The following is a 13717-nucleotide window of genomic DNA, read 5'->3' on the forward strand; positions in this document are numbered from 1 at the left end:
TTGACTAAATAGTTGGTCAAGTCGGAGGGCGCCATGCGTCAAGTCAACATGCTGGAAGCCAAGACAGCCTTGTCGGAGTTGGTTGCGGCCGCATTGCGCGGCGAAGAGATTGTGATCGCCCGCGCCAATAAACCGGCGGTCAGGCTGGTTCCGGTCGAGCCTGTTGCGCCCGTTCGTCGCTTTGGTTGGGCAACTGGAAAGATCAGCGTAGCCGAAGATTTCGATGCACCGCTGGACGCGTTCAGCAGCTATCGTTGATGCGCATCCTGCTCGACACCCATGTGATCATCTGGCTGGCTCATGCGCCCGGGAAGGTTGCAGTTCGGACCCGCGAGCGGATCAGCGATCCAGCCTCGACGATCTACATCAGTCCGGTATCGATCTGGGAAATGACGATCAAGTGCGGCATCGGAAAACTCGATCTGGGCAGCGACGTTGCAGGCTTCGCCCGCGCGGCCTATCTTGAGCTGGCGGCGCTGGATCTACCGCTTGCACTCGACCATTTCCGGCATCTGGCCGAACTTCCCCTGCATCACCACGATCCGTTCGATCGTCTTCTGTTTGCACAGGCACGCAGCGAGGCGCTCTGCTTCGCCACGGCCGACAACGCATTCGACGCGTATGGGGACGCCGGCGTCACCATGCTGCGCTGCTGAAGAACAGGCGAGGGTCTGCGCCGAACAACTGGGGTATTCAGGTTCATCGCGCATCGAGCAGGATATCGACGCCGCCGCCGGCCAACGCAGACGGTTGATCCTTGCGTCCGATCAGCCGATACACCACGGTGTCGCCCTTGCCTTTCAGATAGAGCGTCTGCGGCGGGTGGAAGTCAAAACGGTTGCGCAGGCGAAGGTAAGTCGTGGTGTCGACCTGCACCATGCCGGGCACGCCTTCGGTCGTGATGCGACTGGCCAGATTGACCGTGTCGCCCCACAGGTCATAGATAAATTTCTTCTTGCCCACGACGCCGGCGACGACCGGTCCGGTGCCGATGCCGATGCGCAGATCGAGCAGCACGCCGGTGCCGGTGGTCTGGTTCCTGAGCCAGTCGCGCATTTCGAGTGCCAGATCGGCCAGCGCGGCGGTGTAGTCCGACGTGTTTTCGTTCAGGCCGCCGGCCACCATGTAGGCGTCGCCGATGGTCTTGATCTTCTCCAGACCACGCGCACCCGCCTGCTCGTCGAAGCGTGAAAACACGCGGTTGAGCATCGAGAACACTTGGGCCGGCGTCATGCCGGCGGCGACCTGGGTGAAGTTCACGATGTCGGCAAACATGACGCTGACGTCGGCAAACCCATCTGCGATGTTCTTTTCGTTCTGCTTCAGGCGTTCGGCGACCGGGCCGGGCAGGATGTTCAGCAGCAGCCGTTCCGAGCGTTCCTGTTCGCATTCCAGCAGCGCATGCGCTTCGGCGAGCTGACTGGCGGTGCGCTGTTTCTGTTCTATCGCGAAGCGCAACAGCATGAACACGATGGTCGAAATGGCGAGAAAGTTGAGCGCGAAGAACACCACGCTGGTTTCCACCGACACGGTGGCGTTGCGGTAGGTGCTCGCGTCTGCAAGATAGAAGTCGAACACACCGGTCAGCACGATCAGGAAGGCGTAGGCGAAGAACCACGCCAGCGCCTCACGCGCGCCGATGCACAGGATGGCGCCCACCGGCGCCAGCAAACCCCACAGCAGGATGCCGCTGGCGGTGATGAAGTTGCCGATGGCCCACTGGGCGACAAAGGGCACGAACAGGAACAGTCCGAGCTGGGTCGTGCGGAAAAGCTTGAAGTTGCCGCTGCGGATGTACAGCAGCAGGTTGCCGGCCAGCAGCAGCTGGTAGGCGAAAGGCAAGGTCGCGGACAGTTGCGGCCCGATCGACCAATACACCGCCAGCCACAGCATCGAAGCCACGCAAACCAGACCGGTCGCCAGCACCAGAAGCGACTTGTTCAGCCGCTCTTCAGGGCTGTCGCCGGGAAGGATGCCGCCACTGCGCAGGCGCGACAGGAAGCCGGGTGCCGCTGCGCTCACGGCAATTGCCCCGCATTCATCATGCGGCCGAACAACACGAAGCGCGATTCCCACACCACCAGGTCATCGAATTCGCCGCCGCCTGCGGCGCTGTTCACGCTGCCGTCGCGCGCGTACAGCGCGACTGATGTACCCGGCTGGGAACTGTTGGCCTGTTCGTCGGCGTTGCTGGCTGAATCGTGGGGGATCAGGCTGCCGACCGCCGTCGTGGCGCCGCGTCCGTTTTCGCCATGCGACCACAGTGCGAAGGCGACTGCCGTGGGGCTGTTCAACGTCACTTCTGCGCCGGCTGCGTCGCGGCTAAGGATCGTGACGTCGCCTTCGCCGGTCAATGCGATGCGCTGGCCGGGGGCGACGACCAGACTGCGCGCCGCGGTGGTGTTTTGCGACACGACATAGCCGAGCCGGTTGCCCCAGCCGTCGAGTCCGCGCACGCCCAGCGTCTGCCAGGGCAGCAGGCCGCGCCGGTTGGCGCAGTTGCCGCCGGCGCGGCTTTGTTCGGTGCCGTCGACCTCCGACACGGCCGGGCAGGGCAGCGAGCGGTTGACAACGGCGAACGCCACGACTGCCTCGCGCGCTTCGCGCAGTGCCGCCTGCGTGTCGGCGATGCGCGTGCGCAGCATGGCGAGCTGAAGTGCGGCGATCGCTCCGACGCTGAGCAGCGCGACGATGGTCAGCACCACCGCGATTTCGATCAGGGTGAAGCCGCGCTGGCGCGTCATGATCCGGTGCATACGCCGGCGCAGGCCGGCAGCAGCGACAGCGCGCGCGCCACGCGTGAGCCGTCGGCAAGTGTGACGACGCCCTGTGTGCCCGACGCGCAGACGTGGGCGCACCACTGATTCTTGATCCACCAGGCGTCTGGCGGTGTGCCGTCGCTGGCGAGCGAAATCTCGCCCAGCACGCGCGCCCCGGCGCTGGCGAACAACCGGCTGGTGGTCAGCGTGAGCACGCGGTCATTGAAGTCGTCCTGCGCGCGCAGCGCGATGGCGTGCTCACCGCCGGTGTGCGTATAGGCGGTGCCGGCCACCGTCACGCCTTCGAGAAACTGCTCGATGCTGCCTTCGCGACAGCCGGACTCGCCGAAGCCGCCGCTGCGCGATTGCCCGGGCAGTGCCGCGCCGGGTGCGATCAGCACCGCCGCTACCCGGGCGCCGGCGCCGGCCGCGCTGACTTCGACGATGCCGCCCGGCGTCGCCGGGTTGAGCGCTGGCCGATCCGCGCTGTCGCCGCGCTGGCTGGTCGGGATGTTGTTGCTGAACGTGGCGCTGCGCGCATACCACAGACATTCGCCCGCGCCGTCGAGCACCGGTCCCATGCCCAGCGTGCGCCAGGGCAGGCGTCCGATATGGCTGTCGCAAAGCGAGGACAGCTCTTCCGACGTGCCGTCGTTGTCGAGGTCCGGGCAGGGCAGCGCACCCGGCGAATTGAGCTGATTGCCACCCCTGTTGCCCAGCGCACCGTAGGCGGCCAATGCATCGCGCGCCCGGGCCAGCGCGCGCTCGGTGGCCAGTTCGCTGTCGGTGCCGGCCGGCGACGACAGCGCGCGCGCCAGCGTGGCGATGGCCAGCAGGCCGAGCAGGGCGATGGCGATCAGCAGCGCGGCGCCGCCCTGTCTTTGTCGTGTCGACGGCCATGCGCTCATCGGCTGCGCCCCGGCTGTACATCGATCACGCCCGACGCCGGCGCCGCCTGACCGGCTTCGTCGACGGCGGTCCGCTCGCCCGGGCGCAGCCTGACCGATTGACCGGCGTCGCCCGGCAGCTGCAGTGCGGTGCCCGCCGGCTGCGCCTGCAGCGACGGCAGTGCGCGCGCGTCCAGCGCACCGCCATTGACGAACCAGGTCACCGGGCCCGACGAGCGGACGACGATGCCGTCGTGCCGCACCATGCCGAACGCACGCGGCACGGTGGCTGCCTGAACCGGCTGGCCGCGCAGCTGTTCCAGCCGCGCGCGCTCCGCCTCGCTGTAGAACAGGCGCCCGAGCGGCTCTGCCGCTGCCGCATGCGCGACGCCGCACAGCACAAGGAGCAGCGCGCGATTCATGACGCTCCCCCCTCTTTCGGACGGAAGGTGATCCAGTCCAGCAGGCAGTCGGCCTGCAGCGTTTCCGGGGTGGCGTCGGTCACGACCCGCCGCATCATGCTGCATTCGCGCACCCGCACCAGGGCCGGCGCGCGCTGGCTCAGTTCGTCGAGCAGCGTCAGCAGGTCGCCTTCATGCAGCAAGGGCAGGCGCAGGCGCAGCGTGCTGCTGCTGACTTCGAGTTGGCCGGCATCGGATGGCGCAATCGTGCGATCGAGTGGCCGCTGCGGCGAAAATTCATAATCGAGCGCGCCCAGGCGATGTCGCGCCCGGATGTCGCGGATCAGTTCGACCCATGCCAGACGCTGTTCGGCGCCGATCGCGCCGCGCGCGGCGAGCTGGCGGTAGCGGTCGATCTTCTGCGCGATTTCCTGCTCTTCGGCCTGCGCAGCGGCCAGCCCGCCCTGTGCGATGGCACGCGCGGCGATCGCCCGGGTGTGGTCCTGCTTCGCTTCGTCAGCCAGCCGGGCGCTCGCCCACAGCGCACCTGCGCCAGCAAGTGCCATCAGTACGGCGAGTACGGCGGCGCCGCGCAGCTTTTTCAGGTCGGCGGCGTTCATGGCGCGAGCCTGCGGCTGATCAGCAGCGCGAACTGCGGCGTGCTGTCGGCGTCGCTGCGGTCGCTGCGCACCCCGCCGCGCAGCACCTGACCCGATTCCAGATCGAACGGCGGGCGGGTGACTTTCACCTGCAGGCCATTCGCTGCACGGCCCAGATCGGTTGCCAGCGCGTCGACCAGTTCCAGTGCCCGCCGTTGCTGGGCGCCGTACTCGGCGGGCAGTCGCGCCTGCACCAGCAATTGCGCCTCGACCGTCGCCAGTCCGTCGGCCGCTGGCATGCCAGCACTGCCCAACTTCCAGTCGAGCCGGTCCAGCTCAACCTGCGGATAACGCTCCAGCACGGTGCCGAGCGCCTGCAGCAATCCGGCCGGCGCTGCGCTGCGCTGCTCCAGTTGCAGACTGCGTTCATGTACGACGCGCAGCGTGTCCAGCGGCACCGGCGTCGGCGGCAGGCGCGCGATGATGTCGCGCCGGGCATTTTCGGCACGCCTCGCGTCATCCTGCAGGCGCGCGCTTTTCTCGCGCAGTTCGAGGCTGTCGAGCGCGCTGTGCGTGGCCATCAGCAGGCAGGCGGCGAGCGCCACGCTGCCGGCGGCGATCAGCGCGAAGCGCGCCTGCCAGACGCGGAAGGCGCGACGTTCGGCGGCCGGCGCGAACTGTTCGGCCGGCGGCTGGCGCATCAGTGCCTGCACGAACAGCGTTTCGCAGTGCAGGTCGTCCGGCGCCGGGCGCAGCCCGAGGCGCTGTGCCGCCAGATGACTGTCTATCAGTTCGAACTGCAGCATGTCATTGCTGCGGCAGGCCTGCGAGAACTCGTCCATGCGCGCCGGCGGCACGAGCACGCGCACGCTCAGCGGCGCGTTGCGGGTGACCAGGCGCTGGCTCAGCAGATAGGGGTGCAGCCGCCGGGCTTCTTCGGCGCAGGCGCGCGGCAGGTCGTTGCTCGACAGCGCGCCGAGCGGCGTCAGGCGCGAAAAGCGCAGGCGGCCCTCTTCGAAGAAGCTCTGCCGCACGCCGGTGCGGGTGATGGCCAGCAGCAGCATGCTTCCCTGCGCGATGCGCAGCCGCTCGAGCACCGGCTCGCTGGCCAGTGCCACGCTGTGTATGCCGCTCAATGCGACATCGGCATCGCGCAGCGCGGCCAGCCAGGGCTCGAGCAGGGCGGGCCGGGTCAGCGCGCAGAACAGCATCTGTTCGTCGCGCCGGCCGGCACGCGAACGACCGAGCGACCGAGCGCAGGTGAGCGGGGTGCCGAAGAAATGCTGACCGAGCTTGCGGCGGATCAGTGCCGCGCGGTCGCTGCCACGCACGAAAGGCACCATTTCGGCGACAAAGGCTTCGTCGGCCAGATCACACAGCATCAGGTACAGGCCGTCGCGGTGCGTGCGCAGGAAGTCGGCGAAGGCCGTCACACCTTCGTGGGTATTGGAGAAGCGGGCGTGCTCGGTCACCTCGCCGGCGCGCCAGCCATAGGCGACAAGCTGTGTTGCATCGAGATAGAGGACGTGGCGGCGCGGCATCAGGTCTTCAACTTCGTCAACATGTCGTACACCGGGCCGAGCACGGCGAAGGCCACGGCCATCAGCAGCAGGCCGAGCACCAGCGTCAGCGTCGGTTCCATCGCAGCCTGGGCGCGTGCAATCGATTCGCGCACGTCGCGCGTGTAGAAGTAGGACACCTCGCGCAGCGCGCGGTCGAGCGCACCGGTGCTTTCGCCCACGCGCAGCATGCGCACGACCAGCGGCGGAAACAGCCCGACGCTCTGGAAGGCGGCCGTCACGTTCTGGCCCTGGCTGATCAGCGCGCCGGCACGCGCCAGCGCATCGCGCACGGCTTCATTGCCGACCACGTCTTCCGAGGTGCGCACGGCGTCGATGATCGGGATGCCAGCGCCATACATCATCGCGAACATGCTGGCGAAGCGCGACAGCACCACCTTGTGCAGGATCGGCCCGATCACCGGCACCGACAGCTTGAAGCCATCGAAGCGCTGCCGGGCCATCGGGTTGTAGCGCAGCAGCGCAACGGCGCCGACGGCTCCCGCGATGATGAGCACCAGCAGGGCCGGCCACCAGGCCAGCAGGAATTCCGAGGTGCCCATCAGGATGCGTGTCTGCAGCGGCAGCTCCAGCCCGGTGTTGCGGAAGAAGCGGGCGAGGTCGGGCACCACCACCAGCATCAGTACCGCGATGACGAACAGCAGGAAGGTGCCGACGATGGCCGGATAGGTGAGCAGGCGTCGCGTCTGCGATACCAGTTCGTCCTCCCACTTGAAGGCGTCGATCTGTTCGCGCAGCACCTCGGCCAGATTGCCGGTCAGCTCGCCGGCACGGACCAGTGCGCAGAACACCTTGCTGAATGCAGCCGGGTGTTCGGCCATGGCCTGCGACAGCGATCGTCCGCCTTCGATGCTTTCCACCAGCGAGGCGACGATTTCGCGCATGCGCGGGTGTTCGGTCGAATCGCGCAGGTCGGTCAGTGCTTCGATCAGTGGTACGCCGGAGCGCACCAGTTGTTCCAGGTGAAAGCTGAAATTGATCAGTTCGAGGCGCGGCACGCTGTGACCGAACAGCGGCTGCGCGTGCTTCATCGGCTGGCCATTGACGAAGTCGAGCTGCATCCGCTTCAGGCGCATTTCGAGGTCGACCAGATTGGCGGCGTCCATGCGGCCGAACACCATGCGGCCCTGCGTGTTCATCGCCTTGTACGAAAACATCGCCATCGTCAGCGCGCGTACCAGTCCGGGCCGCTCTGGGCCATGCGTTCGGTGAGGTCGACGACGCGTGCCAGTTCGTCCAGCGAGGTCGAGCCGTCGATGACGCGTCGCAGCCCATCTTCGGCCAGCGAGCGGAAGCCCTTGGCGCGGGCGGCGTTGCGCAGCTCGCGCGCGGTGGCGCGCCGGGCGACCAGTTCGTCGAGGTCGGAATCCATGCGCAGCAGCTCCATCACCGCCAGCCGACCTCGAAAGCCGGTGAATTCACACGCCGGGCAGCCCACGGCATCGTGGATGTCCGGCACCGCACGGTCCTCGCGCAGACCGAGCAGATGCAGTTCGTGCGCTTCCGCCGGTCGCGCCCGGCGGCAGTAGAGGCACAGCTTGCGCAGCAGGCGCTGAGCGATGACGCCGATGATGTTGCCGGCCATGATGTCCGGCAGGATGCCGATGTCGAGCAGGCGCGGAATGGCGCCGAGCGCCGAGTTGGTGTGCAGCGTGGAATACACCTGGTGACCGGTCATCGCGGCGCGAAAGGCCATCTCGGCGGTTTCGGCATCGCGGATTTCACCCACCAGGATGATGTCGGGATCCTGCCGCATCATCGAACGCACGCCGTTGGCGAAATCGAGCTTCACCGCTTCGGCGACCGAGGTCTGGCGGATCAGCGCCATCGGGTACTCGACCGGATCTTCGAGGGTCATGATGTTCACGCCCTCGGAATTGATGTGGTTGAGCACCGAATACAGCGTGGTGGTCTTGCCGCTGCCGGTCGGACCGGTGGCGAGGATGATGCCCTCGGGGCGCGCGATCATCAGCTTCAGCTGGTCGAGCTGCGAATCGGCCAGTCCAAGTTCGTCGAGCGCGACGATGCCGCGCGCCCGGTCGAGGATGCGCAGCACGATGTTTTCGCCGTGCAGCGTCGGTTGCGACGAAACGCGGAAATCGACCGGCCGGCCGCTGATGGTCAGTGAAATGCGGCCGTCCTGCGGCGCGCGCATTTCGGCGATGTTCATGCCGGCCACCACCTTGATGCGTACCGCCATCGCCGGCCAGTACGAGCGGTGCAGCGCGCGGATCTGGCGCAGCAGGCCGTCGATTCGGTAGCGGATGCGCAGGAAGCCGGCTTCCGGTTCGAAGTGGATGTCGGAGGCGCCGCGCTTGACCGCGTCGGTCAGCAGCGCGTCGATCAGGCGCACCACCGGCTGGCTGTACTCGTCGGCCGACGAGGCCAGAGCGCGGTAATCGACCTCGCCGGTCTCCAGCTCGGTCAGGATGCCTTCGATCGACAGTTCGTGGCCGTAGGACTGGTCGATCGCATGCGCGATCTCGGTCTCGCCGGCCAGGACGGTTTCGAGCTCGATGCCTTCGGGCAGCAATGCGCGCAGCTGGTCGAGCGCCACGATGTCGTTCACGTCGGACACGGCGACCGTCAGCTTGCGCGCACTCACCAGATAGTTCAGCGGCAGCAGCCGGTGCCGCTTCGCCAGCGCCTGCGGTACCAGTCGCAGCGCGTCGGCGTCGATCAGCGCGTGCGACAGATCCACCGTACGCTTGCCCAGCGTGACGCCGAGCGCCTCGCGCAGCGTGGCTTCGCTGACGAAGCCCAGCTGCACCAGCAGGCGCCCCATCGGAATGTTCAGCTTCTGCTGTTCCTGCAGCGCGATACGCAGCTGGTCTTCGGTCACCAGCCCCTGCGCCAGCAGCAACTGGCCGAGCGGGCGGCGCGGTGCGTTGGCCGGCGAGTTCATGTGCTCAGGGCCCATCCTGCGTTGCCTGCAGCGCTGCCACGCGGGACGCCACGGCGTCCGCGTCGAAGGCGGCCGAGCGCTGGCTGCGCAAGGTCAGGGCTTCGCGGTAGTACTGCAGGGCGAGCTTCGACTGGCGCAACTGATCGAGGCTCACTGCAAGGTTGTAGGCGTGGTCGGGCTGGTCGGGTGCCAGCGTCCAGGCATTGAAGTAGGCCTGCTGCGCTTCGCGCCAGCGTGCCTGTCCGGCATACAGATTGCCGAGTGCGAACGCCGCGGCTGCCGATTGCGGCTGCGCTGCGGCGATGTTGAGCAGCCGAGCCTCCTGCGCAGCCGGATCGACGTTTTCGCTCAGTGCGACCTGCACCGACAGGTCGGCCGGGTCTATCTCGGCGATGCGCCGCAGCAGCATGCGTGCCTGTTGCGCGTCGCCCCGCACGTCGGCCAGCGCCATCAGGCCATGCAAGGCGTCCGGATTGCGCGGATCGGCTCGCAGCGCGCGTTCGTACGCGACGCGCGCGCGGTCGTACTCGCCCGCGTTGAACGCGGCATAGCCTTCATTGATGTCCTACGGAATGACGGGCGCATTGCGGGTGATGCGGATCGGCGGTGCAGCAGGCGCTGCTGCGGGCGGTGGCGTCGGTGCCGGCGCATCGGCGGCGAGCTGGCCGGACAGGAAGCGGCTCGACGGCGCCGCCGCAAGGGCGTCTTCGGGCACTGCCGCTGCGAGGGGTGCGGCTACGGGTGCGCTGCCGGCAACGGGCGGCAGCGTCACTGCCGGGGCGGGTGCGGATGGAGGTTGGGACGGGCCAGCGGGCACCCATGCGGCGATGCGAGCCGCCGGTGGCGGCGTTGAGGCGACCGGCGCGACGGCATGACCGTTGTCGAGCAGGCCGATCTGCCACATGACCCAGCCGACGATGCCGAGCAGCAGCACGCCGGCCACACCGAGCAGCCAGGTCAGTGGCGACTTGCCGCGCGGCGCCGGTCGTTTCGCGTCGAACAGCACGCGCGCCGCTTCGGCGCCGGGCGCAGGGGGCGGCGGCGTGGCGAGGCGCGGTTCGGGTACGTCCAGCCCGGCAAAGCGCGCGGCCTGGGCGAATTCGTCATCGATCAGTTCCAGTTCATGGGCCGGTGTGATGCGTGCCGGCGGTGGGGCTGCGGCCGGCGGGGCTTCCTTTTCGGCTGCCGGGTCTTCCTCGCGCCGCTTGGCGGCCTCGGCCTTCTTCAGCGCTTCGAGCAGCAGGCTCACTGCGCCGGCTCCGTTTTCCGGTTCGCGCCGGGCAGCGGGAAGGTCGGCCTCATGAAGCGCTCGTCCGGCAGCGAATCCACCAGCGAACGATAGTCGCCGTCGAGGCTGGCGTCTTCGATCACGACCGGGCGGATCAGCACGACCAGTTCGGTCTTGCGCGACGTTTCGTTGCGCGCCGACAGCAGCGCGCCGATGAAGGGCAGCGCCGACACGCCCGGAATGCTGTCGCGGCGGTAGTTCAGTTCGTCCTGCATCAGGCCGCCGAGCACCGCGGTTTCGCCGCTGGCCACGCGCATGACCGATTCGAGTTCGCGCGTCTGGATGACCGGCACCAGATTGGGCGAGCTCAGGTCAGGCGTCGGGTCCTGCGCGTCGCCCACCTTGCGCGAAATGGTCGGCCGCACGTTCAGCAGCACGAAGCCGTCGGCGCTGATCTGCGGCGTGACCGCCATCACCAGACCGACCGATACCGAGCGCGGCGTGGCGGTGAAACTGCGCACGGCCTGCGTGTTGGTATTGGCGACCACGTCCGACTTGATTTCGAAATAGACGATGTTGTTGACCACCTTGAGCAGCGCGGTCTGGTTGTTCAGCACCGACAGCTTGGGGCTGGACAGCACCTTCACGTCGCCATAGGTTTCCAGCAGCTTGATGCTGTCGACCAGCTCGCGGTTGCGACCCAGACCGATGGCGAACGGCGCATTGGTCGTCAGGTCGGTCGAGGTGGTGTTGAGCGACACCGTGGCGCCGCCGCGCTTGCCGCCGCCGGCAAACGCGGTCCAGTCGATGCCCTGCTGGTAGTTGTCGGTCAGCTGCACTTCGGCGATGGTCGCTTCAATGAGTACCTGGCGGCGAGCGATGCGCGTCACCTGGCTGATGAATTCCTGCACCTTTTCGTGCTGACGCGAGGTGGCACGCACATTGATGACGCCGGTTTCGGCATTCAGGATGACCGCCGCCGCCTCGCGGAAGGTGGCGCGCCGCTCGACCGGCGGGGCGGTCGTTGCCGGATCGGAGCCGGCAACCGGCGCGGCTGCCGGTTCTGTCATCGTGTCCGGCAGCAGCTTGTCGGTTTCGTGCAGCAGGTCGCGGATATTGCGTTCCAGCGATTCCCAGAAGCGGTTCTTCGCGACGTTTTCGATGCGGGTGCTGGAGCTGTTGCCGGCATTGCCTGTCTGCGTTGCGACGTTCGCCGTGCCGCCGGTGCCGGTGACCGCCGCCGAGCTGGTCGAGGCGATCTGCGTGTTGATCGATACCGCACCGGTCACATCGCGCGACATGTTGACGTAATCGACCCGGTAGCTGCGCAGGTAGGGCGCGTCGGGCATCACGACCAGATTCGGTCCGTCGAGCTCGAAACGCATGTCGACCTGGGTGGCGATGCGGGTGAGCAGCTGCGGCAGCGTCTGGTCGATCGCGTTCAGCGTGACCGCCCCCTCGATGCCGGGATGGATGTCTACATTCACCTTTGCATCACGCGCCAGCGCGAACAGCAACTCATTCACCGGCACCCGGTTGACCACCACGCTGTAGGTTTCCGACTTGTGCCGCGGCTGAGGCTGCGGCGGCGACAGCGGGCGGGCGACCGGCGGCGGAATGCCTTCGCGCGCTGCGTTGGCGGCCCCGTCAGCCTTCTTCGCCACGACGTGCGCATCCGACATCGGCTGGGGGGTATGGGCCGCACAACCGGCAAGCAGGGCCGCGATCACGGCGCAGGGCAGAACGGGGCGCAGCAATGCGGTCATGGGCACGGAGACGGACGGTGACTCGGAATCAAACTGAATTCGGATGGTACGCGGAATCCGCGGTCGATCAACATGATGCGCAGCACAGGCCTTTTGGTCAATGCCTTTGGCATTTTCAGGGCTGGCGCAGGCTGCGCACCGGCCGCGCAATCGGCCGTGCGGTGGCGATCCAGTCCGGCAGCGTGGCGAGCGCCTGCTGCGCACTTCGCTGATCCGGAAAGTCGCCGTAGATCACCGCCAGCTTCGTGCCGCCCGCGGTGTCGGCGCGATAGGCCCGCAACTGCTGTGCATCGAGCGTACGCCGGGCGCGCCGGACATAGCGCTCGACCTGTTCGCCCTGGGCGGCCGGGGCCGAGATCAACTGGATGAACCAGCGGTCGTCGGGCGCCGAGGTCGTCCACGACTTGCTCGATGCCAGCAGCGACGTCAGGTCGTCGGCGGGTGTCGGGGGCGGTACGACCGGCTCCGGTGCAGCGGCGGGCGGGGCTGATGCGATGGCGTCCGGCAGTGCAGCAACCGGTAAGGCAGGCGGCTCGGCCACCGCAGCTGCCGGTGGGGTGGTCTGATCGGTCTCCGAAGTGGCCGTTGGCGGCGGCTCCGGTGCGCGCTCGGTCACGGGGGCTGCCGCCATACCGCCGGCGGTCGCCGCCCGGAGGCTTGTCTCGGCCGTCGGCCGCTCGACGTTGCGCCCAAGCAGAAAACCGGTAGCCAGCAGCGCGACGGATGCCGCGACGGCCAGCCCCAGCCGGGTCGGCGTGACGCCGCCCGGTGCCGGCACGCGCAGTTCGGTGTCGGCGAACGCGCGCGCGGCGTCGGCTGCCGTGACCCCGTGCGCGCCGCGTGCGAACGCCGCCAGCAACGCCTTGTCGGCCAGGATGTTGATTCGACGTGTCAACCCGCCTGAATCGCGCGCGATCCGCGTCACCGCGGCGGCGTCGAATACGTTCGGTCCGCGATAGCCGGCGGCGCGCATGCGGAAATCGATGTAGGTGCCGACGTCGTCCGGCTGCAGCGGGTCAAGCCGGAAGTGCTGGGTGATGCGGTCCTTCAGTTGCCGCATGTCGGTGCGCGCCAGCAGGTCGTCCAGCTCCGGCTGGCCGAACAGCGCGATCTTGATCAGCTTGTGGCGTTCGGATTCGAGGTTGGACAGCAAGCGGATCTGTTCCAGCGTTTCCGCCGGCATCGCATGCGCTTCGTCGATCAGCAGCACGATCTGGCGGCCGGCGGCGAATTCGGCCACCAGCGCCTCCTGTACCGCTCGCAGCAACCGGTGCGCGCTGCCCTCGCTGCCGGTGGCCGGTGCGCAGCCCAGCTCGTCGGCCAGCACGGCCAGCAGTTCGCCCCGGTTCATCAGCGGGTCGGCAAGATAGATGGCGCGCAGATGGGCGGGCAGGTGATCGATCAGCACTCGCGCCAGCATGGTCTTGCCGGTGCCGACTTCGCCACTGACCTTGACCAGCCCCTCTTCGCGTCCGAGCGCGTAGACCAGCGCGTCGAGCAGTGCCCGGCGGTTCGCGCCGCCGAAGAAGAAATCGGCATGCGGGGTGATGCGGAACGGCGACTCGCGCAGGCCGAAGTGTTCGAGGTACATG

The 13717-nt window shown here is 67.7% G+C and carries 14 protein-coding genes; 2 read left to right on the plus strand and 12 right to left on the minus strand.

All coding sequences use genetic code 11. The features are described 5' to 3' along the window. Positions 1-33: 33 nt before the first annotated feature. Positions 34-258 (plus strand): type II toxin-antitoxin system Phd/YefM family antitoxin, encoded by a 225-nt coding sequence (locus tag BSY238_RS12395; RefSeq protein WP_069039408.1) that lies wholly within the window; start codon positions 34-36, stop codon positions 256-258. Continuing rightward, entirely contained in the window at positions 258-656 is a 399-nt protein-coding gene (locus BSY238_RS12400) for a type II toxin-antitoxin system VapC family toxin (protein ID WP_069039409.1), read from the plus strand. Before BSY238_RS12395 ends, BSY238_RS12400 begins: the two co-directional genes overlap by 1 nt. Before the next feature lie 43 nt (positions 657-699). On the opposite strand, the gene BSY238_RS12405 is transcribed toward BSY238_RS12400, so the two are convergent. The 12 genes from BSY238_RS12405 to BSY238_RS12455 form a co-directional block, all read right to left on the minus strand. Continuing rightward, on the minus strand, positions 700-2022 hold the full coding sequence (locus tag BSY238_RS12405) for an adenylate/guanylate cyclase domain-containing protein (protein ID WP_069039410.1): 1323 nt from the start codon (positions 2020-2022) through the stop codon (positions 700-702). Further along, complete coding sequence (locus BSY238_RS12410) at positions 2019-2744, minus strand: type II secretion system protein (RefSeq protein ID WP_069039411.1); 726 nt, start codon at positions 2742-2744, stop codon at positions 2019-2021. Before BSY238_RS12410 ends, BSY238_RS12405 begins: the two co-directional genes overlap by 4 nt. Next, positions 2741-3667, minus strand: coding sequence for a hypothetical protein (locus tag BSY238_RS12415; RefSeq protein WP_069039412.1), 927 nt, complete (start codon positions 3665-3667; stop codon positions 2741-2743). Before BSY238_RS12415 ends, BSY238_RS12410 begins: the two co-directional genes overlap by 4 nt. Beyond that, complete coding sequence (locus BSY238_RS12420) at positions 3664-4068, minus strand: hypothetical protein (protein WP_069039413.1); 405 nt, start codon at positions 4066-4068, stop codon at positions 3664-3666. Before BSY238_RS12420 ends, BSY238_RS12415 begins: the two co-directional genes overlap by 4 nt. Beyond that, on the minus strand, positions 4065-4667 hold the full coding sequence (locus BSY238_RS12425; RefSeq protein ID WP_069039414.1) for a hypothetical protein: 603 nt from the start codon (positions 4665-4667) through the stop codon (positions 4065-4067). Before BSY238_RS12425 ends, BSY238_RS12420 begins: the two co-directional genes overlap by 4 nt. Further along, complete coding sequence (locus BSY238_RS12430) at positions 4664-6187, minus strand: hypothetical protein (RefSeq protein WP_069039415.1); 1524 nt, start codon at positions 6185-6187, stop codon at positions 4664-4666. Before BSY238_RS12430 ends, BSY238_RS12425 begins: the two co-directional genes overlap by 4 nt. Further along, positions 6187-7389, minus strand: coding sequence for a type II secretion system F family protein (locus BSY238_RS12435; protein ID WP_069039416.1), 1203 nt, complete (start codon positions 7387-7389; stop codon positions 6187-6189). Before BSY238_RS12435 ends, BSY238_RS12430 begins: the two co-directional genes overlap by 1 nt. 2 nt (positions 7390-7391) lie before the next feature. After that, positions 7392-9131 carry a GspE/PulE family protein gene (locus tag BSY238_RS12440; RefSeq protein WP_150123941.1) on the minus strand — a complete coding sequence of 580 codons (1740 nt, stop codon included), beginning with the start codon at positions 9129-9131 and terminating at the stop codon, positions 7392-7394. Positions 9132-9135: 4 nt separating this feature from the next. Beyond that, a complete protein-coding gene (locus BSY238_RS18805; RefSeq protein ID WP_223300354.1) occupies positions 9136-9693 on the minus strand; it encodes a tetratricopeptide repeat protein in 558 nt (185 codons plus the stop codon). A gap of 3 nt (positions 9694-9696) precedes the next feature. After that, complete coding sequence (locus BSY238_RS18810; protein ID WP_223300126.1) at positions 9697-10380, minus strand: hypothetical protein; 684 nt, start codon at positions 10378-10380, stop codon at positions 9697-9699. Continuing rightward, on the minus strand, positions 10377-12125 hold the full coding sequence (locus BSY238_RS12450) for a pilus (MSHA type) biogenesis protein MshL (RefSeq protein WP_069039418.1): 1749 nt from the start codon (positions 12123-12125) through the stop codon (positions 10377-10379). The genes BSY238_RS18810 and BSY238_RS12450 overlap by 4 nt, the downstream gene beginning before the upstream one ends. 115 nt (positions 12126-12240) lie before the next feature. After that, positions 12241-13716: an ExeA family protein gene (locus BSY238_RS12455; RefSeq protein ID WP_069039419.1), complete on the minus strand. Its 1476-nt coding sequence runs from the start codon at positions 13714-13716 to the stop codon at positions 12241-12243. Position 13717: the final 1 nt, after the last annotated feature.

It is taken from the genome of Methyloversatilis sp. RAC08, from assembly GCF_001713355.1.
GTDB lineage: Bacteria > Pseudomonadota > Gammaproteobacteria > Burkholderiales > Rhodocyclaceae > Methyloversatilis.

What these genes read in the sequence shown, in the direction of transcription:
- BSY238_RS12450 (WP_069039418.1), bottom strand. Translation starts at nt 12,125, where the DNA reads ATGACCGCATTGCTGCGCCCCGTTCTGCCCTGCGCCGTGATCGCGGCC.
- BSY238_RS12410 (WP_069039411.1), bottom strand. Translation starts at nt 2,744, where the DNA reads ATGACGCGCCAGCGCGGCTTCACCCTGATCGAAATCGCGGTGGTGCTG.
- BSY238_RS12400 (WP_069039409.1), top strand. Translation starts at nt 258, where the DNA reads ATGCGCATCCTGCTCGACACCCATGTGATCATCTGGCTGGCTCATGCG.
- BSY238_RS12440 (WP_150123941.1), bottom strand. Translation starts at nt 9,131, where the DNA reads ATGAACTCGCCGGCCAACGCACCGCGCCGCCCGCTCGGCCAGTTGCTG.
- BSY238_RS12430 (WP_069039415.1), bottom strand. Translation starts at nt 6,187, where the DNA reads ATGCCGCGCCGCCACGTCCTCTATCTCGATGCAACACAGCTTGTCGCC.
- BSY238_RS12455 (WP_069039419.1), bottom strand. Translation starts at nt 13,716, where the DNA reads ATGTACCTCGAACACTTCGGCCTGCGCGAGTCGCCGTTCCGCATCACC.
- BSY238_RS12395 (WP_069039408.1), top strand. Translation starts at nt 34, where the DNA reads ATGCGTCAAGTCAACATGCTGGAAGCCAAGACAGCCTTGTCGGAGTTG.
- BSY238_RS12415 (WP_069039412.1), bottom strand. Translation starts at nt 3,667, where the DNA reads ATGAGCGCATGGCCGTCGACACGACAAAGACAGGGCGGCGCCGCGCTG.
- BSY238_RS12420 (WP_069039413.1), bottom strand. Translation starts at nt 4,068, where the DNA reads ATGAATCGCGCGCTGCTCCTTGTGCTGTGCGGCGTCGCGCATGCGGCA.
- BSY238_RS12435 (WP_069039416.1), bottom strand. Translation starts at nt 7,389, where the DNA reads ATGGCGATGTTTTCGTACAAGGCGATGAACACGCAGGGCCGCATGGTG.
- BSY238_RS12425 (WP_069039414.1), bottom strand. Translation starts at nt 4,667, where the DNA reads ATGAACGCCGCCGACCTGAAAAAGCTGCGCGGCGCCGCCGTACTCGCC.